Source organism: Maricaulis sp. W15 (genome assembly GCF_001924955.1).
Taxonomy (GTDB): Bacteria; Pseudomonadota; Alphaproteobacteria; order Caulobacterales; family Maricaulaceae; genus Maricaulis; species Maricaulis maris.
Map to the genome: position 1 here is coordinate 14,994 of NZ_LQXG01000019.1, position 26,488 is coordinate 41,481.

The 26,488-nt window shown below is 62.9% G+C and carries 22 protein-coding genes, 1 tRNA gene and 1 pseudogene; 9 read left to right on the top strand and 15 right to left on the bottom strand.

The genetic code is table 11. The annotated features are described in order from the left end of the window. The first annotated feature begins 31 nt into the window (after positions 1-31). The 3 genes from AWH62_RS12865 to AWH62_RS12875 all read left to right on the top strand — a co-directional run bounded on the left by AWH62_RS12865 (position 32) and on the right by AWH62_RS12875 (position 1,838). Entirely contained in the window at positions 32-796 is a 765-nt protein-coding gene (locus AWH62_RS12865; protein WP_075190911.1) for an NAD kinase, read from the top strand. A 74-nt stretch (positions 797-870) separates the two neighbouring features. Next, a complete protein-coding gene (locus AWH62_RS12870; RefSeq protein ID WP_075190912.1) occupies positions 871-1,329 on the top strand; it encodes a response regulator in 459 nt (152 codons plus the stop codon). Positions 1,330-1,340: 11 nt separating this feature from the next. Beyond that, positions 1,341-1,838, top strand: a complete 498-nt coding sequence (locus tag AWH62_RS12875) for an Hpt domain-containing protein (RefSeq protein ID WP_075190913.1) — start codon at positions 1,341-1,343, stop codon at positions 1,836-1,838. Between the two features lie 86 nt (positions 1,839-1,924). Here the strand turns inward: AWH62_RS12875 and AWH62_RS12880 are convergent, their stop codons facing one another. Together AWH62_RS12880 and AWH62_RS12885 are read right to left on the bottom strand one after the other, a co-directional pair. After that, on the bottom strand, positions 1,925-3,061 hold the full coding sequence (locus AWH62_RS12880) for a DUF2336 domain-containing protein (protein WP_075190914.1): 1,137 nt from the start codon (positions 3,059-3,061) through the stop codon (positions 1,925-1,927). An 85-nt stretch (positions 3,062-3,146) separates the two neighbouring features. Next, positions 3,147-3,947 (bottom strand): hypothetical protein, encoded by an 801-nt coding sequence (locus AWH62_RS12885; protein ID WP_233128324.1) that lies wholly within the window; start codon positions 3,945-3,947, stop codon positions 3,147-3,149. Positions 3,948-4,197: 250 nt separating this feature from the next. On the opposite strand from AWH62_RS12885, the gene AWH62_RS12890 reads away from it, so the two are divergent. Further along, entirely contained in the window at positions 4,198-4,650 is a 453-nt protein-coding gene (locus AWH62_RS12890; RefSeq protein WP_143743053.1) for a DUF6491 family protein, read from the top strand. A gap of 52 nt (positions 4,651-4,702) precedes the next feature. Here AWH62_RS12890 and AWH62_RS12895 read toward each other — a convergent pair whose 3' ends face one another. After that, positions 4,703-5,554, bottom strand: a complete 852-nt coding sequence (locus AWH62_RS12895) for an SDR family NAD(P)-dependent oxidoreductase (RefSeq protein ID WP_075190917.1) — start codon at positions 5,552-5,554, stop codon at positions 4,703-4,705. Positions 5,555-5,708: 154 nt separating this feature from the next. Here AWH62_RS12895 and AWH62_RS12900 point away from each other — a divergent pair, with 154 nt between their 5' ends. Continuing rightward, the gene (locus AWH62_RS12900) at positions 5,709-6,641 is read left to right on the top strand and encodes a LysR family transcriptional regulator (RefSeq protein WP_075190918.1); all 933 of its coding nucleotides are present in this window, start codon (positions 5,709-5,711) and stop codon (positions 6,639-6,641) included. Positions 6,642-6,754: 113 nt separating this feature from the next. Then, a complete protein-coding gene (locus AWH62_RS12905; protein WP_075190919.1) occupies positions 6,755-7,747 on the top strand; it encodes a zinc-dependent alcohol dehydrogenase family protein in 993 nt (330 codons plus the stop codon). A 109-nt stretch (positions 7,748-7,856) separates the two neighbouring features. Here the strand turns inward: AWH62_RS12905 and AWH62_RS12910 are convergent. The 4 genes and pseudogenes from AWH62_RS12910 to AWH62_RS12930 form a co-directional block, all read right to left on the bottom strand. Continuing rightward, positions 7,857-8,810, bottom strand: a pseudogene (locus AWH62_RS12910) (IS481 family transposase). A gap of 323 nt (positions 8,811-9,133) precedes the next feature. Then, on the bottom strand, positions 9,134-9,892 hold the full coding sequence (locus AWH62_RS12915; RefSeq protein ID WP_075190920.1) for a sulfotransferase: 759 nt from the start codon (positions 9,890-9,892) through the stop codon (positions 9,134-9,136). Positions 9,893-10,565: 673 nt separating this feature from the next. After that, positions 10,566-10,642 (bottom strand) — tRNA-His (locus AWH62_RS12925). A gap of 141 nt (positions 10,643-10,783) precedes the next feature. After that, entirely contained in the window at positions 10,784-11,587 is an 804-nt protein-coding gene (locus tag AWH62_RS12930; RefSeq protein WP_233128325.1) for a M48 family metallopeptidase, read from the bottom strand. A gap of 130 nt (positions 11,588-11,717) precedes the next feature. Here AWH62_RS12930 and AWH62_RS12935 point away from each other — a divergent pair, with 130 nt between their 5' ends. The 3 genes from AWH62_RS12935 to phhA all read left to right on the top strand — a co-directional run bounded on the left by AWH62_RS12935 (position 11,718) and on the right by phhA (position 16,184). After that, positions 11,718-13,823, top strand: coding sequence for an AsmA family protein (locus AWH62_RS12935; protein ID WP_075190922.1), 2,106 nt, complete (start codon positions 11,718-11,720; stop codon positions 13,821-13,823). Positions 13,824-13,927: 104 nt separating this feature from the next. Next, positions 13,928-15,139, top strand: a complete 1,212-nt coding sequence (locus tag AWH62_RS12940) for a beta/gamma crystallin-related protein (protein WP_158025629.1) — start codon at positions 13,928-13,930, stop codon at positions 15,137-15,139. 163 nt (positions 15,140-15,302) lie between these two features. After that, positions 15,303-16,184 (top strand): phenylalanine 4-monooxygenase, encoded by an 882-nt coding sequence (phhA, locus tag AWH62_RS12945; protein ID WP_075190924.1) that lies wholly within the window; start codon positions 15,303-15,305, stop codon positions 16,182-16,184. 14 nt (positions 16,185-16,198) lie between these two features. Here phhA and AWH62_RS12950 read toward each other — a convergent pair whose 3' ends face one another. From AWH62_RS12950 to AWH62_RS12985, 8 genes are all read right to left on the bottom strand, one after another. Beyond that, positions 16,199-16,630 carry a response regulator gene (locus tag AWH62_RS12950; protein WP_075190925.1) on the bottom strand — a complete coding sequence of 144 codons (432 nt, stop codon included), beginning with the start codon at positions 16,628-16,630 and terminating at the stop codon, positions 16,199-16,201. A 101-nt stretch (positions 16,631-16,731) separates the two neighbouring features. Continuing rightward, entirely contained in the window at positions 16,732-18,072 is a 1,341-nt protein-coding gene (gene astB / locus AWH62_RS12955; RefSeq protein ID WP_075190926.1) for an N-succinylarginine dihydrolase, read from the bottom strand. Beyond that, complete coding sequence (gene astD / locus AWH62_RS12960) at positions 18,069-19,523, bottom strand: succinylglutamate-semialdehyde dehydrogenase (protein WP_075190927.1); 1,455 nt, start codon at positions 19,521-19,523, stop codon at positions 18,069-18,071. Before astD ends, astB begins: the two co-directional genes overlap by 4 nt. Before the next feature lie 4 nt (positions 19,524-19,527). Further along, a complete protein-coding gene (locus AWH62_RS12965; protein WP_075190928.1) occupies positions 19,528-20,544 on the bottom strand; it encodes an arginine N-succinyltransferase in 1,017 nt (338 codons plus the stop codon). 19 nt (positions 20,545-20,563) lie between these two features. Then, positions 20,564-21,829 (bottom strand): hydrolase, encoded by a 1,266-nt coding sequence (locus tag AWH62_RS12970; protein WP_075190929.1) that lies wholly within the window; start codon positions 21,827-21,829, stop codon positions 20,564-20,566. Between the two features lie 79 nt (positions 21,830-21,908). Further along, entirely contained in the window at positions 21,909-23,195 is a 1,287-nt protein-coding gene (locus tag AWH62_RS12975) for a cystathionine gamma-synthase family protein (RefSeq protein ID WP_075190930.1), read from the bottom strand. Between the two features lie 231 nt (positions 23,196-23,426). Beyond that, positions 23,427-24,503, bottom strand: a complete 1,077-nt coding sequence (locus AWH62_RS12980) for an OmpA family protein (RefSeq protein WP_075190931.1) — start codon at positions 24,501-24,503, stop codon at positions 23,427-23,429. Positions 24,504-24,838: 335 nt separating this feature from the next. Further along, positions 24,839-26,488 carry a murein L,D-transpeptidase gene (locus AWH62_RS12985; RefSeq protein ID WP_075190932.1) on the bottom strand — a complete coding sequence of 550 codons (1,650 nt, stop codon included), beginning with the start codon at positions 26,486-26,488 and terminating at the stop codon, positions 24,839-24,841.

A 26,488-nucleotide genomic window follows, 5' to 3' on the forward strand; every position in this document is an offset into this window, starting at 1 on the left:
TGTTTCATCAGGTTTTCCTTCGAGCACGCCCATCACCGCTTCTCTCGCCTTCCTCGCCAGCCCCCGACCTGAGGCCAAGGCCGCCAAGTCGCGCCTTGAAAACCTCTATGGCCATGCGCCCATCGAAGAGGCGGATGTCATCGTCGCCCTGGGTGGCGACGGGTTGATGCTTGACGCTCTGCACATGTCGATTCGCACCGGCGCGCGGGTTTATGGCATGAATTTCGGATCGGTCGGCTTCCTGATGAACGAGTTTCGCGAGGACGGGCTGCCGCAACGGATTGCCGAAGCCGAGCGCGCGCGTATCCATCCGCTGCGTGCCTTCGGGGAAGACATCCACTGCAAACCCTTCGAGGCCCTCGCTATCAACGAGGTCTCGCTGCTGCGCGAAACCCGGCAAACGGCCAAGATCAAGATCACAATCGACGGCAAGAGCCGGATGTCCGAGTTGCAGGCCGACGGCATCCTGGTCGCGACGCCGGCCGGGTCGACGGCGTATAACCTCTCTGCCCACGGGCCGATCCTGCCATTGACCTCAACCGTGCTGGCCCTGACCCCGATCAGCGCCTTCCGGCCACGGCGATGGCGCGGGGCGCTCCTGCCGCGCAATGTCCGGGTTGGCTTCGAGATCGTCGAACCATCCCTGCGGCCGGTATCTGCGGTGGCCGACAATCAGGAATTCCGTGAAGTGGCCCGCGTTGATGTGGTAGAAGCCCATGATGTGACGCTGACCATGCTGTTTGATCCCGGCCGTGATCTCGCCGAACGCATCCTGGTCGAGCAGTTCGAAAACTGAACGGATTTAGGCTGGCGTTAAGCAAGCCGCGCTAGTCTGACCGTACGATTTGATCGAGCGGACCCGGGCCCACGATGACAGACTTCGCGCTGGACACGACCTTATCCCGTCTCACCATCCTTCTGGTGGACGACAGCGCCGCGCTGCGCGGGGCACTGCGGGTTTCGTTGCAGGCCTTCGGTTGCAACCGGGTGATCGAGGCCGACACGGTCGAGCGGGCCCTTGATGTCCTGCGGGCCAAGCCGGTCGACCTTCTGATCACCGACTGGAAGATGAAGCCACGCGACGGACTCGATCTCGTACGGACGCTACGCGACCGGCGCCACAGCCCGGCCCCGCACCTGCCGGTGATCATGTTGTCGGCCTACAGCGCCGAGGAACGCATCCGTCAGGCCCGCCAGACCGGCGTCGATGCCTTCCTGACCAAACCCTTTACCGCGGCCAACCTCGCCCAGACCCTGCGCGAGACCCTCGGGTCAACATCACAACACCGGGCCGGCGCTCCTGACGCTTCGCTCGCGACTGCCAGCTAAGAGGACGTCTCATGGCCAATAACAAGGATGTGGAGGTCATCTCCGCCCCGAACATGTTGCAGATCAAAGTTGGTGGGCCCATCAGCCAGGGCGATCTGCACATGATCCAGAAGGCCGAGGAAGCGCTCAAGGATTTGCGCACTGATTTCGGCCAATGGCTGGAAGAAGAAGTCGTGAAACTCGAAGCGGCAGCCAAGATCGTTCGCGAGAAAGGCCTCGAGGGCAGCGAGGGCGAAGACCTCTTCGTGCGCGCCCACGACCTGCGCGGCCTTGGCGCGACCTATGAATTCCCGATCATCACCCGCTTGGCCAAATCGCTGACCAAGATGATCGACATGCCGGAGAAGCGCGCCAAGGCACCGACCGCCCTCGCCCTGGCACATGTCGGTGCGATCCGCGCGGCCCTGTCGCAGAATATCCGCGACGACAATGATCCGGTCGCGGCGGCCCTCGCCGGCGAACTGGAGGCTCAAACAACGGCCTTCGCGGAGCCATGGAAGGACGACTGATTCCTAGCCATCCATACTCGCAAGAACAAAAAAAGCCGGCGTCAAACGCCGGCTTTTTTTTTCTATCCCGATGATGGCGGGTTTGCCTAGCCGGCAAGCTTGATGCTTTCCACGTCCTCGTCGAAACGGCTGAGAACATAGTCCAGATCCTCTTCCGGAATGCCCTGAAAGCGGGTGATGGCGCGTTCCGCCAGCACGCGCCGGAACTGGGCGCGACCGATCTCGTCCTGCGGGACTTCCATGCCGTGATAGACGTCCAATGCCGCGCGTACGGCCGGATAAAGCCGCGACGGCATGCCGGTGCGGTCATACACGGCGCGCAAGCCCAGCGGCCCGGCATCATGCACCAGCAACCAGGCCCGCGAATGGGTAACCCCGGCCAATTCAGCGAAAGCGTGCTCGACAAAGGCGATATGGCCGCGCAACAGGGCGCGCAGGATGAGCGATGGCGTCAGCCGGCTGTTCAACCGCAATTGCTGGACGAAATGCTTGGGGTCGTGCGCGAGCCCGGCCTGGTCAACCAGATCCAACGTGGCCCGCTCGCGGGCGCCTTCAGACAGCTCCACAGCCAGTTGCGGCGGCAGGGCATGGGCTTTCACGAGCCTGTTGAGAGCGACATCGCTGACATGGGCGATCAGGCGTTCGGTGACGCTGAGCGGCAATTGCGAGCGCGCCACAAACGCGTCCATCACGCCGCTGCTCTCGCAGAACTCGGCAAAGGCACGCTGATAGGCCGCGTCATCAAACTCGGCTCCATCATTGGCGGCCGCAATTGACACCGCGTCCTCGTCCCGGCTGTCGAGAATTTCGTGAACAACGATCGGCGCGACCCGCTCACGTTGCGCAATCGCACAGCGCTTGGCCGTGTCAGCGGTTTCAAGCACCGACAACAGGTCGTCATCCGTCAGGACCGGCGAGGATTGCAGAACCGGTGTCGCGACACTGTCGACATCCGCAGCCAGCTTGCGGGCAATCTCGCGCGGCAGGTTGGGCGATTGACGCAGGGTTATCGCAAGCGCCCGTCGCACAAGCTCGGTCGCGTCACGCGCGATCATGTCGAGAATGTCACGGGCGGCGGTGCGTTCCGCTTCGGTCAGGGAGGCGGCGTCCATGCGGCGACAGATCTTGCGGGCCGCCATCGCCCGGCTCTCATCCGACTCACCCTTCACCAGGCGGCGAATATCGTCATTTGTCAGACGGTTACGAAGGGCAACGACACTCATCGGGCTTCCGTTTCAAGACAGGCGGATCAAAAGGGAATCTAGCCGCAACATGCTTAACGAAAGCTTGCCGATGCCGCTTCCCGGTTTACGAATTGCGCGTCCGGCCGCTGCGCGGCGCGTCAAGCGAGGCGAGAATTTCCACCAGCGCCGGCGACAACTCACCATTACCGACCTGGAGATTGCTCCGCATCGAGGCCACCGACTGGACCACTGGCGATGGCGCCACCATGCCGTCATTGATCGGCGTGGCCAGCATATTGCCAACTTCCTGGACGGCCGCAGCGGTCGCGACGCGTCGGGTATCCACGCGACCATGGCCACCGCCCTCATGGGTCAGCACGGCAAGCACTTCAGAAGTTGAGCGCGGACGACCGCCTTCGAAGAAGATCGGGCGATTGGCGCGAGCCGCTGCCGGGAACAGCGTATCGGCTCGCTGCTCGGGATCGGCGGCGGCTGCATTGATCAACTCGGCGGCACCGCCGGCACCAAGGAAGTGCGCGGCATAAAGCTCACCGCCCGAAGCGGGGCGACCGATGCGCGCCTCGATCACGGAGTTGTTCTCGGCCGCGAGCTCACCGGCCATGCGGGCCGACGCCACGGCATCAAAGCGCAGGTCAAGAATTTGCTGGCGTTGCGTCGGATCACTGACCGTGAACCGGCCATTGGCGTCCTGGCTGATGGCTTGGGCGGCCTCTTCATAGCCATGGTCGGCGCCGCGCCGCGCGAGCACGCCCAGCCACGTCTGCTCGATGAATTGGAACATGCCGGCGGCGCTGGAGGTGCGCGCCTGCGCCCGGACATCGAAATTGCTTTCACGGGCGGCTGTGTCGACCAGGAAATTGAAATCCGTGCCAGTCTCCTGCGCAGCCTGGCGAATGGCGCGCATGGTAAAGTCCTGGCTGTGGGTGTCGACGGGGCTGACCAATTTTCGTCTCCGCGGGCGTTGCTGCCGGATCGTGGCGACTCGCAAAGATCGAATCGCCCATGCAGACTCACGCAAACGTGGCTAACCCGGCGTTAACGACACCCGCCGACACGCTTGCAACAAACCCCGTACGCGCCAATAATATATGAGAGGGACGTCCGACCTGACACGAGGCCCGCAAACGGGCCTCCGACCCTGAAGGAGACGACGCATGACACGCCTGAACCCCGTTATCGCTGGCCTGACAGCATTGTCATGCCTGGCTATCACGAGCGCGCCCGCATCTGCCGACCCGCCGCCAAGCGCTGTCGCCGGCGAAGCGGCACCGGCAGCCAGCGACGGCCCGATCCGGATCCGCAATGTGAACGGCTATGCCGTGCTCGACCGTCAGCACCTGGTGCTGCGCGCCGGTGCCAGCCGCCGCTACCTGGTCACGCTACAGCGTCGCTGCAGCGGGCTGAGGTCCGGCATGCATCTCGGTTTGAGCCTTGGTCGCTTCAGCACCATTCACAACCCCCGTTTCGAATACGTCGAAACCCGCGACGACCGCTGCTATTTCGACACGATCGAACAGGTCGAGAGCAATGACGAGGCCCGCACGCTGATCGCCGCCCGGGCGGACGCAGCGGCTGCGGCTGAGACAGCGGGATCGGGGACACGCTGACCTCTACAGGATCGTCGCCCCCGCGAATACCTTCCTCGCGGGGGCTGACGGTTCAGCCGGTCGAAGCAATTGAGTGGCCCGCGTCGCCGGCGCCGGTCTCGAGACGCGCCAGAATTGCATCGAGCAGCTCCACCAATCGCGCGCATTTTTCAAGGTTCAGCGCGTCGAGATGCGGAGCGGCAAACCCGCCCTTGTCATTGTCGAGATACTGGCCCGTCGCCTGTCTGAACGTATCGTCCAGCGCCGCGCGTATCAGCGCGTCGACGCCGGTTTCGATATCATGGCCAGCGACGCCATAGGCCTCGCTCACCATTTTGGTTTTCAGGAAGGAACCGGGATTGACGGCGAGAATGCCCGGCCCACCCGGCCCGACGCGTCCGGCCAGCCAGCCGGACCACATGGTCAGGCCCAGCTTGCTCTGGGCATAGGCCTGTCCGTCGTCCAGATCGACTTGTCCGCTCACCGCCTTGAGATCGACCGGGGCCTGGGCGGCCGAACTGAGATTGATCACCCGCCCCTCGGCCGGCAACAGCGGCAGCAATGACAGCGTCAGCCGATAGGGTGCGATCATGTTGACGAAGAAGCGCAGATCGAGGCCGGCCCGGTTGCGCGTCTCGCCCGGCAGGCGGAAGACGCCGGCATTGTTGATCACGACATCCAGATCGCCGCCCCGTTCCGCCAGCATGGCCGCCAGGGCATCGACACCCTCGAGCTCGGCGAAGTCGGCCTGGAAGTTCTCAACCGCGCCGTCGCTATTGACCTCCAGCAGTGCCTGTCGGGCGGCGTCCAGCTTGGCCCGACTTCGCCCATGGACAAGCACGCGATGACCCTGGCCGACAAGGGCGCGGGCGGTTGCCAGGCCGAGGCCATCGGTCGCGCCGGTGATCAGTATGGTCTTCGACATGCCAGTCTCCAGCGCCGTGAATGCAGAGACGACAAATTACGGCTGTCGAATTCAGGGTAAATGCGTCATTCTTGGTTTCAGTTTTCGGTTATCGACGACAATCTGACTGTGAGGGTCCTGCCTGCCACGCCCCCGCCTCTGGAAGGAAATGATCATGGATACCGATGGCGTCCGCCTGTTTGTCCTTGCTGCAAACCTGCTCAACATCAGCGCCGCCGGCCGCCAGCTCGGCCTGGCCCCGGCCGTGGCCAGCGCCAGGCTGGCCAAGCTCGAGCGCAAGCTGGGTGCCGACCTCCTCCATCGCTCGACCCGCAAGGTCTCGCTGTCTCTGGAAGGTGCGGAATTCCTGCCCTTCGCGCGCGAAATCCTGGCCCAGGCAGACGCGGCAAACGCCGCACTCGGCAATACTCGGATGGATGTTTCCGGGACTTTGCGTTTCGCCGCCTCGAGCACATTCGTCCAGCTTCATATCGCACCCATCCTGCCGGAATTCCTCGACCGCCACCCCGGCCTCCACCTCGACCTGAAACTGTCGGACACACAGATGGACCTGATCGAGGGCGGCTATGACCTGGCGCTGCGCAATTATGCCATCGAGGACAGTTCCCTGCGGGCCCGCAAGCTGGCCGATGACCGGCGCATATTGTGCGCCTCGCCGAACTATCTGGCGCGGCACGGCACGCCTTCCACTGCCGCGGACCTGGCCGATCACCAGCTGATCGGCTTCTCCAACGGTCCGCCCCGCACCCTGTCAACGGCGGGAACCGGTGCGTCGGGGACATTCCCGCCCGCCGGCACCAGGCCGCGGATCATCTGTGACGACGGAGCCAGCATGCGCCTGGCTGCACAGGCCGGTGCGGGCATTGCGATGAGTTCGCTCTGGAGCCTGTACCGGGATTTGCAGGACGGCTTGCTGGTGCGGGTCCTGCCCGATCACGAGATTGATGACGGCTCGGCGATCTGGCTGGTCTATCCGAAATCCAATGTCCTGACCGCCAAGGTCCGCGTCTTCATCGATTTTCTTACCGAGAAAATCGGCCGCGCCCCGAGCTGGCAAGACCCATCAACGCCCGGACACGATATCTGATTATATTCAAAATCAAAATTCAGAAGCCCTGGTAAGACCAATTTTATTGATCTGAATAGGCATTATCTCGGGGGCTGCTCACCAACGGGCCAAGCCAATACCGGGAAATTCTGATGAAAGCCATGATCCTCAATTCCTACGGCAACGATGCCCCCTTCCTCGCCGCCGATCTGCCCCGCCCCGAGCCCAAGCCGGGCTATGTCCTGGTCCGCCTCGCGGCCACCAGCGTCAATACGGTCGACACGATGATCCGCCAGCTCGGCCAGGAGAACCTGCCGCTCGCGCCCGACCTGCCCGCCCTGCTCGGCATGGATTTCGCTGGCACGATCGACGCTGTCGGTGACGGCGTCGACGGTTTTGCCATTGGCGACGAGGTCTATGGCTGCGCCGGCGGTCTTGCCGACCTGCCCGGCGCGCTGGCCGAATACATGCTCGCTGATACCCGCCTGATCGCCCACAAGCCGAAACGCCTCTCCATGCGCGAAGCCGCCGCCCTGCCCCTGGTCGGCATCACCGCCATGGAAGGCCTGCAACGCGCCGGCACCCGGGCCGGTCAGAGCGTGCTGGTGCATGGCGGCACTGGCGGTGTCGGCCATCTCGCCGTCCAGATCGCCCGCCATCTCGGCGCGACGGTCTCGGCCACGGGCGGCGGCGATGCACAGCTCGACATCATCCGGAGCTATGGCGCCACGGCGATCAATTACCGCACCGAGAGCGTGGCCGATTATGTCGCTACGCAGACCGGCGGCGCGGGTTTCGACGTGGTGTTCGACACGGTCGGCGGCGCCAACATGACCAACTCCTTCGAGGCCGCCGCCCTGAACGGCCAGGTCGCCTCGACCGTCTCCCTGCTCGAACTCGACCTCACCCCGGTGCATTTCAAAGGATTATCCCTGCATGTCGTCTTCATGCTCATCCCGATGCTGCATGATGTCGGACGCGAGACCCATGGCGCCATCCTCACCGAGCTGGCCCGCCTGGTCGATGCCGGCGCCGTCACCCCGCTGCTCGACAACACAAGCTTCACCCTCGACCAGGTCGGCGACGCCCATGCCCGCCTGACCAGCGGCCAGGCCATCGGCAAGGTCGTCATCGACATCGCGTGATCCGGCAGCGGATCCCGAAAACGAGAAAAGCCGTCCGTGTCGGGGGCGGCTTTTTCTTGTGCGGGGTGGGGGGAATCGTGGCGATGCGCGTAGATGGACACAATGCGAGCTAGGTGTAGTTTCTCGAGACGTTGTTCAGCAAGGTTCTAAGCCTTTTGGCTGGCGTCTGCCTGTCAAGAGCATAGTGTGGTCGGTTGGTGTTGTACCAGTCCAGGTATCGCTCAAGGTCCCGGTTTCGGCTGTCGGATGATCGGTAGGGGATGGCGTAGGCCCATTCTCGAAGCAGGGTCTGGATGAAGCGCTCAGCCTTGCCGTTGGTGGGCGGCGTGTAGGGCCGAGTGCGGATGTGGCGGATGCCCAGCCAGCGCAGGACTTTGGCGAAGAGGCGCGAGACATAAGGGCCGCCATTGTCGGTCATGACGCGCTCGACACGGATGCCGCGGGTTTTGAACCAACGCAGAGCGCGGACAAGGAAGGCGGTGGTCGTGCCGCGTTTCTGGTCGGCCAGGACCTCGACATAGGCCAGGCGTGTGGCGTCATCGATGGCGACATGGACGCAGTCCCAGCCGGCGCCGGGATTGCGGTTGCCCTTGCGCCCGCCGGTCACCCGATGACCGGGTTTGTTGAAGCGGCCCAGTGACTTGATGTCCAGATGGATGAGCTCGCCCGGACGCTCGCGCTGATAGCGGATGACGGGCGGTCGTGGCTCCAGCGCTGACAGCCGCCCCAGTCCCATGCGCCTGAGCCAGCGCGCCACGGTCGAACGGGCCAGACGCAGCCGGTCGGCGATCTCGGCCGCCGTCATGCGGTAATCGCGGCGAAGCCGGGCCGCGGCATCCCTTCACCACTCACCGATCCGCCGGGCCGGCCGGCGCGGTGCACTCGACGCGGTGTCTAGCCCGGTATCGCCGCCCACGCGGTATCGCGCCAGCCATTTGTAGACGGTCCGAGCCGATATCCCAAAGGCCGAAGCAATGGCCGCGACCGTCTCACCGGCAGCATGGCGCTGTACAATCAAGGCTCGCGAATACGGCGTCGTTCTGGCATTCCTATCGCTGTTCATCCGGGCGCTCCTTTCCTCTGGTCGTGTCGCAACAACCAGTCTCAAGGCTTCAGCCCGGGTGAACAACCTTATGAAAACTCACAGTGAGCGCTCCCTGGCAGAGCGACTCTAGCCATCGTGAAACGACATAAACCTATACCTAGCGAGCCGCCCCACACGCTTAGCCCTACAATCTGGGTCGCAATGGCAAGTATGAGCGCGATGGACCCCGCTTACCCAAGTACCAATGGCGATCATCTGCCACGCTCATCCACGGCTTCTCAATTTCGCCAATAAAAAGCCCCGCCGAAGCGGGGCCCTTCAGGTTTCGATTATGGATCAGGCTACATATCCCGAAGGATACAGGCCTCATTCACCATTTTGCGATAGAGGTCGAAATTAGCCTCCATGGCTATCTTCCAGCGGGTCGCTTCGTTACGGCTTGTTTCTGCGACATTCAGTTCTGCAGCGCGTTGGACGACGCGATCAACGCCAAGCCAATCCACACTTTCCGGGGGCAGCCCGACCGTTTCAAAAATGCGCGTAGCGGCTTCGCGCGAGGCAAACGCACGTTCATACGTTACGACCGCGATGTTCAACCCCGCCGCCAACCCGTCGGCTAGTTGACGCAGAGAGTTGTTCCAGCGCGTGAGCGCCTGAATTCCGTCGAGAGCGAACGCTTTATCATCCGGGTTGTCAAAGCGCGCCTGAAAGCTCTCGCTTACCGACAGCGGATTACGCAAGATAAACAGCACTTGGCACCCCGGAAAGGTACTTGTGATGTAATCGAGGTGGCGCGTCACGTATGGGTATTTATCGCCACGCAGAACTGTTTTGTCGTACCGGGCCTGATAGCGCTCACGCTCGAACTCTCTGGCACGTTTTCCGGCGTCGAAGTCGCGCGGGGCGAAGAACTCCTCGGCCGTGAAATGTGCCGGAGTCAACTCGTCCCTCCCCCAAAGGGGGGCATACCGCTCCATGCCGACAACTGCGTCTGGGTGATGGTTTATCAGCGACGTCAGAGCGCTTGTGCCTGAACGCGGGTTGCCGCCGATGAACAGGTATGATGGCGTGTCGCGCGGGAATGTTTCGATGCTATGCATGTGCTCCGGTCCTCTTTAGCAAAATATTAAAGCAGCCTCCGAGTCCACGCGCAAGACGCTCAGGTGGCGCCAAGCTGCGGCCCGACAACGAAATTCGGGTTGCGGCGGATGACAGCCACGCCTGATGCCGTAGCCGAAGCGGCGATCGAGATGGCAATGGTGACACAATCCGAAGACAGTGAGGCCCGAAGGCGTGCCCGACAGCCCGCAGATCCGCACTCGTAAGTGTGAGATCGCAGCAGCGCGTCGTCGCCTCGGCTACCGGCGGATCGGACTGATGCAGGAACATGAGGGCCTCACCATGAACCAGAAAAAGCTGCGGCGGCTCTACCAAGAAGCCTTCGACAGCCTCGTCCACGCCCGCAGGTACTGGCGGCGACGGCACCACGACGACAACCACCACCGGCCTCACTCATCCCTAGGCGGGCCGACGCCCGCAGCGAGCCGGTCGCTCGAGCAACGCGCGGGCTCCGCTCCCGGCACACTCGCCGCAACTCAAATTATGAACCATGAGAGGCTCGGACTCTCGAAATAAGAGAGGTAGTAGGGAATAAGCCCACTAGCCTATAGCCGGTCAACACTCAATTGATGCCCAATGACTGAAAAGCCAGAATCGCTGTCGCAAACCATTCTGGGAATTGGATTCAAGATACTGTTTTTAAACAGGTTGTTATGGTACCGCCTCCCTGGTTTGAACAGGGGACCTCTAGATCCACAATCTAGCGCTCTAACCAACTGAGCTAAGGCGGCACACTTTGTCATGACGCTTGGCCGGCAGCGCGGCTGCAAACCTTGGCATGAGGCGCGGGAAACTAGCCTTCCCGCCCCGCGCTGGCAAGCACCCCGTCAAGGCTTTTGCAGAGGGCTCTGCAGCCGCCCTGACGATGGTGATCAGGACGCGTAGCCGCGTGCCTGGATATGGGCCCGCATCGCGGCGACGCGGTTGTCATCGGACGGGTGGGTGGAGGCGAACTCAGCCGAGTTGTGATCATTCATGGCCGACATGCCGACCCAGAAATCCACCGCCTGGCGGGGATCATAGCCGGATCCCACCATGTAATCGACGCCGAGCCGGTCGGCCTCATATTCGTGCTCCCGCGAATAGGGCAGGATGACGCCATAGGTCACGCCCATGCCGAGTGCGGCACCGATATCATCACTGTAACGCGCATAATCCGAGCCGGCGGAGCCAATCGCACTGGCGAGCAGCGAGACGCCCATCTGGGCCGCCATTTGCTGACTGGCCCGCTCGGCCGAGTGCCGCCCGGCAACATGGCCGACCTCATGGCCCATCACGGTGGCGATATGGTCATCGGTCTCCATGATATCGAGAATGCCCTTGTAGAAGCCGACCTTGCCATTCGGCAGGACCCAGGCATTGACGGTATCGCTGTCGAAGACGACGAACTCCCAATCGAGATGGTTTTGCCCGGACGCTGCGACGACGCGGTCCCCGACACGCTGCAGGCGACGTTGATAGGACGGGTCGCGCAGCACGCGCTCGCGCTGCAGGCTGTCCCGCCACGCCCGGTCCGAGAGCTGGGCGAGCTCACCGTCGGACACCAGCATCAACTGGCTGCGCCCAAGCGCTGCATTGTCCGCGCATCCGGCCACGAAGGGCAGAACCGTGCCTGCCGCCAACCCCATGATCATTTCACGACGCCGAACCAGATCGACCGGTGGTTTTGCCGACATGAGTTTTCCCCCCTTTGGTGTTGCCGCAATCAGCGATAACCTTAGCGCAGAGTGTTTTTCGCGTCTCGCCAAGAAAGCGACAAACACGCCTGCTAGCGTGTTAATTCAGCCATTTCGGAGTCCCCTCCCCATGAAACGCCTCGCTGTTGCCCTCGGTCTGGTCGTCGTTCTCGCAGTTGCTGCAATCTTCATCCTGCCATCCGTGATTCCGGCGTCCACCTATCGCGAACCGGTCGAGACCGCCGCCCGTGACGCGCTCAACCGCGAGGTCTCCCTGGCCGGCGATATTTCATTGCAAGTGTTTCCGCGACTGGAGATACGGGCCAGCGACGTATCGATCGCCAATGCCGAAGGCTTCGGCGATGACGCCTTTGCCGAAATGCGCGAGATGCGGGTCGGCGTGCGCCTCATTCCGCTTTTGAGCCGGCGTGTCGAGATCACCGAATTCGTGCTGGTCGAACCAACCATCCGCCTGGCCCAGAACCGGTCCGGCAATAACTGGACCTTCACGCCCGCCGACAGTGCCACGCCGACACCCGCGCCGTCCGGCGATGGGTTTGTCCGCCGCGAAGGCGCCCTGCCGATCGAGGCCAGTTTCGGAGACGTGCGCATCGAGAATGGCGCGATCTACTTTGCCGACGGCAATCAGAGCCGGGCCATTACCGGGCTCGACCTGTCGGTCGCCCTGCCGTCGCTGGATACGGAAACCCGCCTGACCGGCGCTCTCAATGCCGATGGCGAAAGCCTGGATTTCTCCGCCACGCTCGGGTCGATTCGCGATTTCTTCGAGGGACGCGAAACTCCCGTCGCGCTGACGCTCGGCGGCAATCTGGCAGATCTCAGTTTCGATGGCCGTATCCTGGAGGGCGAGGCCATTGCCTATGAAGGCCGGATCGACACCACCATCCCGTCGGTTCGCGCATTGGCCGCCTTCGCCGGCGCGCCCCTGCCTGCAGGTGACAATCTGGAGCGCTTCCGCACGGTCGGACAATTGACCGGCGCGCCCGGCCAGGTCCGCCTTGCAGCTTCGACACTGGCCTTGGATGCGATTGCCGGGTCTGCCGACATCAACGTCAATCTGGCCGGCGACAAGCCAAGCCTGACCGGCAGCCTGACGCTCGCCGAGCTGGATGTGAATCCCTATCTGCCAGCGACATCGACGCCACCGGCGCCGACAACCGGCGGCGGCATCCCGCCCTGGAGTGATGCCCCGATCGATCTGGCCGGGCTGGGCATTGTCGATGCCGATCTGCGCCTGACGGTCGGACGTCTGGTCTTCCAGGACATCGAGGTCACCGATGCCCGTCTGCGCGTCGAACTGCGCAATAGCCGCCTGGAAGCAACGCTGGAAAACATCTCGCTCTATGAGGGGCAGGGCCGCGCCACGGTGGTTGCCAACAATCGCGGAAACCGGCCAAGCTACTCCCTCACCGCCTCGCTCGACAGTCTCGATGCCGGCTCCTTCCTGGAAGCGGCCGCCGGGTTCGACAAACTGCTGGGCACCGGCGCCATGACGCTGGACCTGTCGGCCTCGGGCAATTCCCAGGCAGCGATCATGAATTCACTCGGCGGTAGCGGCGATTTCAGCTTCGCCGACGGCGCCATTGTCGGCATCAACATCGCCCAGACGATCCGCAATGTCAGTCAGCTCGTCGGCGGCAGCGGCACAAGCGGCGACGCGGAAGACGAAGAGGCAGCCAGCACCGGCGAGCAACAGGCAACCGACTTCTCGTCGCTGACCGGCAGCTTTTCGATCACGAACGGCCGGATATCCCAGCAAGACCTGCTGATGCTGTCGCCGCTGCTGCGGGTCGAGGGCGCCGGCGATGTCAATCTGGCTGGCCAATCGCTGGACTACCGTCTGCAACCACGCGCGGTCGCGTCCATCCAGGGCCAGGGCGGCGAGCGTGATTTGCGCGGCATCACCGTGCCGATCCGGCTGCGCGGCGGTTTCAACAATGTGTCGGTCGGTGTCGACACCGAAGCCGTCGGCCGGGCCCTGTTGCAAGGTGCACTGAACAATGCGCTCGGCAGTGATGGCGCCACGACTCCGCGCGACGCATTGCGTGACGGCCTGCTCGACGCGATCGGCCTGGGCGAGGATGACGACGAAGCGACGACTGGCGACGAAGCGGAACAGCGCGATCCGGCCGAACAATTGCTCCGTGGCCTGCTCAACCAACGCCGCAACCGCAACCAGGAAACGACCGATGAACCGGAACAGGATCCGCAATAGGTCGGCGATGAACGCCGGATGAATCACCTGTCGGGCAGGGGTTCACAATCGCTGTGACAAGGTCGGGTCTGACCATGCCCAGACCCGAATGAGGGGAAATGACCATGACAATGAAACGCATCGGACAGGCCGCAATCAGCCTGTTCCTCACCGCCCTGGCTGGCCAGGCCAGTGCACAATCGATCATCCTTTTCGAGGACAGCAATTATCGCGGCCGCCAGGTCGAGGTGACCGGCGATGTCCGCAATCTCGACTCGGTCCGGTTCAATGATCGCACCTCATCCTTCCGCATCGTCTCCGGCGAGTGGGAGCTTTGCCAGCATGACGACTACAATGGCACGTGTGAAATCCACACGTCCGGCCAGGCCTCGATGGGCCGCATGAACGACCAGCTGACATCGCTGCGCCCGGTCGCACCGGGGCGCCCCGGTCGCCCCGGCGGACGTAGCGGCCCGTCGCTGACTTTCTATTCCGGACCCAATTTCACCGGCCGAGCCGTGGAAGTGACCGCCAGCACGCCGGACTTCACCCGCATCGGCTTCAATGACCAGGCGCGCTCGGTCCGGCATCGCGGCCGCGGCGCCTGGGTTGCCTGCCAGCACGCCAATTTCGACGGCGCCTGCATGGTCATCGATAGCGACATCGCCAATATCGGTGGCGGCATGGGCGGCGAGATCAGCTCGGCCGAGCCTGACTATGCCGGTCGCCCCAGCCGCCCTGGTCGCCCGGGTGGCGGCGAAACACCGCGCTCCGGCGTCTTCCTGTTCGACGGAACGAATTTCGCCGGCCAGCGCGTTGCGGTGGATGCCGATATCTCCAACCTCTCACGCATGGGCTTCAATGACCGCGCCGACAGCCTGATCGTGGCACGCGGCGAGACCTGGATCATCTGCGATGATGAGGGTTTCACCGATAGCTGCCAACGCGTCGAAGGCGAGATCAGCGACTTGTCGCGCCTCGGCCTGCGCAACCGCGTGACGTCGCTGCGCCGCGTCGACAGCAGCTGGGGTGGACCGGGCGGCCCGAGCGGGCCAGGTGGACGTCTCGACATCCGCGGCGGTACGCGTGGCGTCGACAGCCTTTTCTTCCCGCGTCCCGAGATCAATGGTTATGCGGTCGACCGCTGCCTCGGCGGCTATGGCAGCCGTTGTGACCAGGAAGCCGCTGACCGGATGTGCCGGGCCGCCGGGCTTCGCCAGGCCGCCCACTACAGCGTTGATCGCTACAACCGGACGCGGACCTGGTTCATCGGCCAGAACCAGGCCTGCACCACCGGCCAATGCGCCGCCCTCGTCGATGTGCTCTGCACGGGCTGAATCAACGCTCTGGCACGAAAACGCCGCTCCTGCACCGGGAGCGGCGTTTTTCATGCGCGGAACGCAGGTTTCGCAGAAAACTGATATTGGGTTCGCGGCCGTTTCGGCGTATATTAGTTTCATATGAAACTAATATACGCACTGGCGCAACCGGAGCCGACCCATGCCCGTCAATGATCCCGTCGTGGCCGAACAGGAACCCGCCGCCGACTTTACCATCGCACAGAAATGGGACCGCTATTCCGCCGAAGAGCACGCGATCTGGACAACACTCTACGAGCGCCAGATGAAGGTCCTCAAGGGCCGCGCCGCGCCGGAACATTTCGCCGGCTTGGACATGCTCAATCTCAATGAAGGCGGCATTCCGGATTTCCGTCGCGTCAACGAAAAACTCGAAAAACTGACCGGCTGGACCGTCGTGACCGTGCCTGGTCTGATTCCGGAAAGGGATTTCTACGACCACCTCGCCAACCGCCGCTTTGTGTCGGGTCGTTTCATCCGTGACGGCGAAAAGCTGGACTACCTGCCCGAGCCCGACATTTTTCATGATGTCTTCGGTCATGTGCCGCTGCTGACCCAGCCGGTATTCGCCGACTACATGCAAGCCTATGGCAAGGGCGGCCTGCGCTCGCTGGAGTTCGATGCCATCAAGCACATGGCGCGGCTGTACTGGTACACGGTCGAGTTCGGCCTGATCAACACGCCGGAAGGTCGCCGCATCTATGGCGCCGGCATCGTGTCCTCACGCGCCGAGTCCATTTTCAGCCTGGAAGCGCAATCGCCCAACCGGATCCATTTCGACCTCGAGCGCATCATGCGTACCGATTACCGCTATGATGACTTCCAGCAGAGCTATTTTGTGATCGACAGCTATGACGAGCTGATGGAAGCCACCTATGCCGACTTCGCGCCAATCTATGAGCGCCTTCCAGCCCTGTCAGAGTTCAAACCCTCAGATTTAGACGATGGTGACACCGTCTACTCACGCGGTAGCCAGGAATACGCTATGGCGGGGGGATTGGCCGGAAAGGCCAAGGCTGTCTGAACTTGCACCGCCAGTCAGCCGGCGACCAATATCACACGGCCATTGCCCTGCTCGGCGAGGCTGAGCTTGCCGGATTTCGCCAGAGCGTCGACCAGCTTGGCGCGGGAAACCGGTTTGACGATGTAGAACATCGCGCCGGCCGAGCGGCACTTCTCTTCCATCTCGGGATTGCGGGCACCGGAATAGACACCGATCGCACCGCCGCCGAGCCGTGCCTGGGTGTCGCGAATGAAAGCCAGTGCGTCACCTCCGGCCAGACTCAAATCACACAGGACAAGAACCGGAGCGCTGGCGCGCGCATTCAAGTGCTCCATCGCGTCTTCCGGACGCGTGAAACCATTGAACTCGAAGTCGACCCCCGCGTCCTCCAGGTCCGCCTTGAACAAGAAGTGCTCATCCGGATCATCGTCCACAAGAATAACCGGAACAGGCTTGGCCTCAGTCAACTTCGTCCTCCCCCGACGAGATGAAGGCGGCAACCTATCACGAAATTCCCGTTTGGGTAGCGCATTGAAGAATAAGAATATTCTGCATATCGACGACCAAGTCAGACACGCTGGAAAGGATAAAACCCGCTGCCCAGATTGAGAATTCCCGTCAGCGCATCAAGCGCCTCGCGCGATTCCCGCAACAAGGCCGGATCGCCGAGATCGTCGGGTCTGAGACGGTCACGGTAATGGGTGTTCGCCCAGGTTGTGAGCTGCGCATGAAGCGAGTCTGTCATCAGGGCGGTCGGCGTAACGGCAGCCTGTTCTTCCGGCGTCAACACAACCCGCAGCCGCAGACAGGCCGGCCCGCCACCATTGCGCATGGATTGGCGAACATCCACAAACTCGACGCGACCGATCGGTCCATTGCCGGCGACCATCGTCTCGCAATAGGTGCGGGTCGTCGCGGTTTCCTCGGTCTCCTTCGGTGCGATCAGGGCCAATCGCCCCTCACCCGGCCACTCCAGAAGCTGCGAGTTGAAGAGATAGCTTGTGATCGCGTCAGCAATCGGAACCTCGACTTCCGGTACTTCGACAAAGACCGGATCAAACAGGCCGTCTGCCGCCCGCCGGATCGCTTCCAGCGCACTGTCGCGGTCCTCAAAGGCCTGCTCATGGAAAAACAGCGTCGTCCGTGTCCCGACACAAACGACATCATTATGGAAGGCACCGGCGTCGATCGCCGCCTGCGACTGACGCAGGAAAACGCAGCGCTTGGGGTCCAGCCCGTGCGACCGCGCGACGGCCTGGCAGGCTTCGAGCGTCTGGCGGGCCGGGAAGCTGCCGCTCCAGCTCTCACCAGCCGTGCGGCCATACACAAAAATCTCAACCCCCTCACCGCCTTGCTCGTCACACAGCCGGACATGGTTGGCAGCGCCTTCATCGGCGAAGTCCGCCTGCATCGGCAAGGGGTCGTGCACGGCAAAGCGGGACCTGTCGGCAAAGGCCCAAGACAGGCCACGCTGGGTCTGCCGCCCTTCGATGGACCGATGCAGCGTGGTCAGGAGGTTGGCCGGTGTGAAATGCAGGCGCCCATCAGCGGTATCGGCTGATGGCGACACGGTGGCCGCATTGGCGGCCCACATCGGTGAGGCGGAACTCGCCTTGCGAACCAGGCCGGGCGCCTGCTTCCAGGCAGTCTCGATCACATGGGCGTCGGATCCGGTGAAACCCGCGCGGCGCAGCAGCGGCAGGAAGGGGCGCTCATGCGGCGGCAGCAGGCCCTGGACCAGCCCGGCATCGGCAAGCCGCTTCATCTTGGCCAGGCCCTCAAGCACGCCCTCGCGCGGCGACGAGACGAGGCCCTCATTCTTGGCACTGGCCAGATTGCCGTCCGACAGCCCGCCATAATTATGGGTCGGGCCGATCAGACCGTCGAAATTCGCCTCCCGCGCGGTCATGCCCCATCGACCCCTTTCACCGCCATGCGCTCGGGCTTACGAGCAGCCTGGGTGGCAACGGGATAGGCGCAATAATCGGCTGCATAATAGGCGCTCGGCCGCAGGTTTCCGGATTGCCCCGGTCCGCCGAACGGCATGTTCGAGGCCGCACCACAGGTCGGCCGGTTCCAGTTGACAATCCCGGCCCGGCTCTCGACCCAAAACTGTTCCCACAACGCCTCGTCATCCGAGACCAGACCTGAGGACAGGCCATACGCCGTATCGTTGGCGGCAGCGATGGCGGCCTCGAAACTGGCAACGCGGTTCACCTGGATCAGCGGCCCGAAGACCTCCTCGTCCGGCACGTCGACGCCGGTCACATCGAGCAGGCCGGGACGCAGGAAAGCGTCGCCGAGCTCGGGCACGCGTGCGACCTCAAGAATCGGCCGGGCGCCGCGTCGAACCAGATCAGTCTGGGCATCAAGCACGCCCTGTGCGGCGCGCGCCGATACGAGCGGCCCGATAAAGGGTTCAACCTCGTCATCCCAGCGTCCGATCGAGAGTGCGCCGGCAATCCGGATGATCTCCGCGATCACGGCCTCACCGAATTCGCCGTCCGGCAGGATCAGCCGGCGAGCGCAGGAACAGCGTTGCCCGGCCGTAACATAGGCTGACTGCACGGCGATACGCGCCGCGGCTTCGGCATCTTCGGCCCCCCAGACGACGAGTGGGTTGTTACCGCCCATTTCCAGTGCCAGCTGGACGCCGGTGCGACCGGCGAATTTCTGGTGAATGAATTTGCCCGTGCCCCATGACCCGGTGAACAGGACACCATCAAGCTCGCGATTATCAAGGGCGGCGGCGCCGGTCTCGCGGGCGCCCTGGACCAGATTGAGCACGCCCGCCGGCAGGCCCGCCGCTTCCCAGGCCTTGACCATCGCCTCAGCGACGCCGGGCGTGATTTCTGACGGCTTGAAGACGATCGTATTGCCGGCAATCAACGCAGGCACGATATGGCCATTGGGCAGGTGACCGGGGAAATTGTAGGGGCCGAGAACGAACATGACGCCGAGTGGTTTGTGCGCCAGTCGCGCATAACCGAACGGCATCTCCGCCTGGTGGCCCGAAGCGCGTTCGGCATTGGCCTTTACGGAAATGTCGATCTTGCCGATCATCGCGCCGGCTTCCGCCAGGCCTTCCCAGCGGGGTTTTCCGGTTTCACACGAAATCAGCTCTGCGATCTCGGCCTTGCGACTTTCCAGCTCGGCCTTGAAGCGCTCGACAATCGCGATGCGCTCGGCGAGCGGACGACGCCCCCAGGCCGGAAAAGCGGCTCGGGCTGCCGCAAAAGCCTGATCGACCTCGGTCGGGGCCGCCGAGCGACCGGACCAGACCTGGCTGTCATCAGCCGGATTGTGGGAGACCAGTTCCGCGCCAGTGCCGTCGCGCCATTCGCCATTGATGAAATTCATGATCCTACCTCTTGCGTCGCCAGAAACGGGCGCGGTCGCCCTCGCGCAGGTCGAGTGCCTGCATGGTGTCATATGAAACGCCGACAACATCGCCGTCATCCACCAGCTGGACCTGACAGGTCCGGAAGTCTTCGAACCGGTCGGTCGAAAGAATACCCTCGGCACCGCCTGCGGTAGTCGCGGCGCGTACGGTTACCTCGCGGCTTTCGCGCAGGGTGCGAATATTTTCGGTCCAGGTGGACACCAGCGGACCGCCATCAAAAATGTCCACATAGCGATCATAGTGGAAGCCCTCCCACTTGAGCAGGTTGTAGGCGCCCTCGCCATCTTTGTGAGTCTTGCCGATCACGGCTCGGGCTGCCTCCGGCAACAAGTCGACATAGATCAGGTGTTGTGGGCCGAGATCGAGGATGAACTGGTTGTCGGTCCCCGCCGACAGTCGGTCGGCATCGTCGAAGTCCATCCGGAAAAAGGGCCGCGAGACATGGTCAAAGAAGGGCGATGAACCGTCTTCATGCACCACGCCGCGCAATTCCGCGAGCACCTTGTCGCCGAACCGGTCAGGCCCCGCGGCGATCAGGAGATAGCGCGACTGGGCGACCAAGCGTCCGGCGCCGCTGCCGCGACCGGCTTCGGATACGAACAGGGTGCCCACCTCGGACGCGCCGGCGAAATCATTGACCAGCAACATGGCGTCCATATCGAAGCGGCGGTCCGCTTCGGTGGAGTGCTGGGCCAGCGTCATAATCTTGAAATCCCAATAGGGTTTCGATACCCCGACCATTGCCTTGACTGCCGAGCACCCAACAATCTTGCCGGTCTCGGTGTCTTCCAGCATCAGCTGGTAGGTGTCTTCGGTCTGGGTGCCGCCGGGACCTGAAAAAGCCGCCTCGGACTTGGTCAAGCGCTCTTCGAGGACCTCGGGCGGGACGGCAAGCGAGGTGAAACCGGTGCCGGCCTCATCAGCCAGCCGCACCAAGGCATCCAGGTCCGACCGTTTGGCCGCACGTACGATCAGCATGATCCCTCCCGATCAGTCTTCAGGCCCGGCCCTTGGCCAGGGCGCGCGCTTCTCGCGCGTCGAATTGGCCTTGCGCGAACTTCATCAGCATGACCGCTGACAATTTGGCGCGTTCGGCAAAGCTGGACAGTTTGACGATCTCGCGATCGGAATGGATATCGGCACCGCGGACGCCCAATGTATCCACATTCGGACAGCCGGCGGCCCAGAGATTATTGCCCTCACAGACCCCGCCCGTATCCTGCCAGCGAATGTCGAGGCCCAGTGTCGAACCGGCCGCCTTGGTCCATTCGAACATTTTGGCATTGGCCGGTGACATCGGCTTGGGCGGTCGGGTAAAGCCACCATGCAGCTCGGCCCCGATACCGTCGCGGATGCGGATCTCATCGACGAGACGTTCCAGCTCTGCTTCAACCCAGACCCGGTCGTTCTCGGTTTTCACACGGACATTGAAACGCGCGACGGCATTGTCCGGCACCACGTTGGGCGGACCGCCGCCATCAATGCGGGCGAGATTGAAAGTGACATCAGGACGCTTGCCGTTGAGCGCATCAAGGCCGAGGCCGAACTGGCAGGCTGCCGCCAGGGCGTTCCGCCCGAGATGGTGTTCACGGCCGGCATGGGCCGCGCGACCGGTGACCTTCAACGACCAATTGCCCGACCCCTTGCGTGCACCGGCCAACGATCCATCCGCCAGGGCCGGCTCATAGGTCATGCCGATATCGGCGCCAGCGCCCAGCTCGGCGATCACCGAAGCCGAACCCAATGAACCGATTTCCTCGTCCGGGCTTATCAGCACATCGATGCCGATCTCATCCTTCCAGGGCGAACGCTCCAGGGCGAGAATGCCGTGCAGCATCACCAGAATGCCGCCCTTCATGTCGGCAACACCGGGACCATTGAGCGTGTCCTCATCCCACAGACGGGTGGCCTGAAAGGCGCTCTCGGCAGGGAACACAGTGTCGTGGTGGCCGGTCATGACAATACGGATCGGCGCTTGCGGCCGGATCCGGCAGTGAAAGGACGGCGTGAAGGCCTGCTCGCGGACCGTGCCGTCCGGATCGACCACGGTGGTTGGCGGCAGCTCGATCGCGCTGATCTCGCCACCGGTCTCGGCGAAGGCCGTCTCGAGTTCGCCGCGCATGGCTTCCAGCCCGGCCGCATTGCGGCTGCCGGAATTGATCGCCGACCAGGCCTTGACCGTTTCGATCATGCCATCGGCCCGCGTATCGACCCAGTCGAGTGCGGCGCGTTCGTCCGGATTGAGGTCCAGTTTGTCGTGCATGATCCAGTGATAGCCGTTTAAACGGAGCCGTCCACCCCGGCCGACAGGATGTGTCGACCGGGGTTACATGGTCGCGCTATCAGGCATTCTCGAGCGCCTGGGCGAGATCGGCAATCAGATCGTCGGGGTTTTCGATACCGACCGAAATCCGCACCAGCCCGTCCGAAAACCCCTGACGCTTGCGCAGTTCCGGGTCGACACCCCGGTGGGTGGTTGATCCGGGGTGGCAGATCAGGGTCTCGGTTCCACCAAGACTGACCGCCAGCTTCATGACCTGCAGCGCATTGAGCATGCGGAAAGCCGCCTTCTCATCCGCAAGGTCAAAGGCAAAGGTGGAGCCGGCCATCGAGGATTGCGCGTGGAAGACATCGCCATCGCGCGTGCCTTTCTCAAGGAAACCAAGATAGCGGACACGACCGACCTTGGGATGGTCGCGCAGATACTCGGCCACCTTGCGGGCACCGAGCGCCGCCGCCTCCATGCGGATCTTCACAGTCTCCAGCGAGCGCAGCAACATCCAGCAGGTATGGGCATCCAGATTGGTGCCGAGATAGCCGCGCAGCCCGCGGATCTGGGCCATGGCCGCACTCGACCCGGACGCCGAGCCGGCGATCAGGTCGGAATGACCGCCGATATATTTGGTCAGCGAATAGATGACGACATCGGCGCCGAGCGCGATCGGCGCCTGGCCGATCGGACCGAGGAAGGTGTTGTCGACAACAATCCAGGGGCGCTTGCCCTGTTTCTCGCCGATCATGTCGGCGATCCGGCGACAAGCCGCAAGATCGACAAGATCATTGGTCGGATTGGTCGGTGTCTCTGTGTAGATTACCGAGACTTCGCCTTCTGCCATGGCCGCTTCTGCGGCATCGCGCAATTCGTCCTCGCGGGCGCCGGCGAAGAAATCGACCGACTTGATGCCATAGTGCGGCAGAAATTTGCGGATCAGGCTTTCGGTTCCGCCATAAAGCGGGGTCGACTGCAGGATGACCGAACCCGCATGGGCCAGCCCCATCAGCGTGGTCGAAATTGCCGCCATACCGGACGAGAAGACGGCGGCTTCGTCAGCGCCGTCATAGAGCGCCAGGCGATCTTCCAGAACTTCCATATTGGGGTTGTTGAAGCGCGAGTACATCAGACCGGCGGCTTCGGGATCGCCCTCCTCGGCCTGGCCCAGCGTTACCCGGAAAAAGGCAGCACCATCCTCGGCCGTCGCAAAAGCAAAGGTCGATGTCAGGAAAATCGGCGGCTTGATCGACATCTCCGAGAGCTTCGGGTCATAACCATAGCTCATCATCTGGGTTTCCGGGCTCAGCGTTTGCCCGGCGATCTGTCGCTTGCGATAGGATTTGTCCGGCTTGCTCATCAGTGTCCTCCCGACGCTTCGCGACCTGGATGGTGCGAAGGATTTCAGCCGGTTTGTACTGCCCTGCCGGACCGGTCAAGCCTGTCCTCAGCAGAGCAGAAAAACCGCCCAATCATGCCCCGAAACAGCGCGTTCGCCGCATTAAATTTCCAAACGCGCGGCCAGAACAAAAAAAATGCGGCCCGGTGACAAACACCGGGCCGCATCCATTTCAGTGCTCGTGCTCGAGGATTAATCGAGGACGATAACCACTTCCGTACGGCGGTTCAGCGGCTCGCGGACACCATCGGCGGTCGCAACGGCGTTGCGGGTCTCACCAAAGGCTTCCATCGAGATCGTGCTCGCTGCCACGCCAAGGCGGACCAGCTCGTCACGAACAACGCGGGCACGACGCTCGGACAGGCCCACATTGTAGGACGCTGCACCGGAACGGTCTGTGAAGCCCGCGACGGTCACGCGAGTGACGCCGCAGGAACCACGCTGGTTTGCAGCCTGAGCCACAACAGCACGCGCCTGATCCGTAAGCGTCGAGCTATCCCATTCGAAGTAGACCGGGAAGCTGACATCGTCACACGCCGGCGGAGGAGGCGGCGGAGGCGGAGGCGGCGGAGGAGGCGGAGGCGGCGGCGGAGGCGGCGGCGGCGGAGGCGGCGGAGGCGGCGGAGCTGCGAAGGAATAACGCAGACCAACCCACACTTCATGACCACCAAGACCATCGACGCTCACGCCCGGATCAAAATCCGTGCTGCCGGTGGAGAAATAGCGGTATTCCGTGTCCAGGGTCAGACGCTGGGTCAGATCCCAGCCGATACCGGCCATCACCTGCCAAGCGAACGGATTGTCGCTGCCCTGCGCGATGACGTAGTCCGCTGCAGTCGGGTTGATCGGTGTCGTACCGGCCGAGAAGCCTGTAAGCGTGCCGCTGACTTCGGCAAGGCCGAGACCAAGACCGACATACGGGTGGTAGGAACCATCCGGATTGAAGTCAAAGATAGCGTTCGCCATCAGAGACCAGATCTGGAAGTCGCTGAGGCTGTGCTCGAAACTGCCGACAGCGCCCGTATCATTGTAGCGGTGCGCCAGCTCGCCTTCGAGGCGGAAGCCGTCCATCCATTCATAGCCAAGTGCAACGGCTTCGCGCCAATTGCCTTCACCCTGAATTTCACCATTCAGCGAACCGGAGACATCCGTATCACCCGGGCCGCCATAACCGACAGCGCCGCTCACATACCAGCCTTCGTCAGCGAACGCGGGACCCGCTGCCAGGAAGGCCCCAACGGCGACCGCCGTAAAAAGCCGTTTCTTCATCATTCCCCCTCCGGGAGCGAGGCTCCCTTGGTGTGACTGACCGTTTCCGACCGAATGCCGGACACGAGGATAAGGCCTGAAAAGGCAATACCTATGATTTTTTCTACTACAATTAGATCGCGAGCGCTACACCGCAGGGGGCGAAATCAAGCATTTGGTGTAAAAATTCGTACCCGTTGCAGTGACGCTACACTCAATTTGCAACCACGCGCTCATCAAAATATATTCTTGTTCATTTTCAAAGTGTTGAGAACCGGGACGGCGTCGCCGACTTGCCAGTTCAGCCGGTCTAACCTGTAGCAAGATTACATCGGCTTGGGGATATCCCGATGCATTCAATCAAAGCTGGCAGCGACTGCGCCGGCCGAACCGCGTGACACTGGCAGCGCCAGGCCGGACCCGGATTCGTAGGCTGCGAGATAGGCATCGATAACGCTACCATCGCGCCTGTAGAGATCATTGAGATATCGCACGCGCCCCTCGGCGTCGCCGACGACGGTCCAGTAGGCAATATGGACCGGAATGCGCTCGTCGAGCCACACGACGGTCGGCGAACTGCCCGCCGTGACGGCATCAATGCGATCACGATCCCAACCCGCCTGCCCGGCGAGAACCCAGCTTGCCAAAGCAAGCGGATCACGGACGCGAATACAGCCGGCCGAGAAGTCCCGGCGGGTCCGCACGAACTGGTCACGCTCGGTCGTATCGTGAATGTAAACATTGTGGCGATTGGGAAAAATGAACTTCACCTCCCCCATCGGGTTGGTCGGCCCGGGCGGCTGCGACATGCGGTACGGCCAGTCATTGCCCCAGCGACTCCAGTCGATCTCATAAACAGAGACCGGTTCGCCGGCCCGGTTGTAGATCCGGAATCCGTGCTGGCGCACCAGGCCGGGATTGCGTCGGAAGGACTGGAAGCGCGGCCGCGCCGATCCGGCCGGCAACCCCCACCATGGATTGAGGACAATATACTGCATGTCCTCTGAAAACTCGGGCGTCGAACTGGCTTGTCGCCCGACCATGACTTCGTGCTCACGAACCAGCTCGCCATTCTCCCAGGCTTCCAGTCTGAAATCGGCAAGATTGACCCAGATATGGCGGCGCCCCAGCTCGCGCGTCCGCCAGCGGCGCTGTTCCAGATTGGCCATCAACTGCCCAATGCGACGATTTGGCGGAAGGTTGAGTTGGCGCAGCGTCGCCTGGTCCAGGCGCCCGGATGGTGCGAGATTCGCCCGCCCCTGATAGCGTCGCACCGCGGTCTCGAGGCGGAGATCGAACGGGTCGCCATCGCGCCAAACCGTATCCAGCAGGCCTTCCGAGGTCAGCCGCGTCCGCAACTGATCGACCCGCGGACCGCTGTCGCCGAGGCTGAGTGAGGGACCGCTTTCGATCCCGGCCCAGATTGGCGTGACCGCGAGCACCCGCATCATTTCCAGGCGCAGGGCATCATAATCACGGACCTGGGGAACACTGTCATCAAGCGCCTGGGCGGCATCCCCGGCTTCAAAGGCCCAGCCGAGACGGCGAACAAGCAGCGCCGCCTCACTGTCGAACAGACGCCGGGGCGCGTGCGTCTCGGCATCGATCAAGCCGTACTCCAGCCACCCGGCAAACCGTAGATACGCCAGTCCGGCCAAATGATTCCGTTCGGATTCGGGCCGCGCGGGATCGAGAATGGCGCGTGCGAAGGGATCAAGGTCCGGCAAACCATGACTGGAGGCGTCAAACAGGCGGACACTGATCGCCTCGCGATGCGCCTCGGTCCAGCCATTGATGCGGGACGCCCACAGATCGAGGTCGGCGAGCGGTCGGGCCGGGGTGAGCGGAACGACCTCGACCGGTGTCTCGCCGGCGGTGTCGGAACCGGGCACAACAACGTCCTGCATGGCCGCCGCCATCGCCCCCGACCATGCCGAGGACAACACCAGCAAGATGCCGACAATCACCCCGACGAAGATCGTCGTAAAACTGCGGTGCTGTGTCAC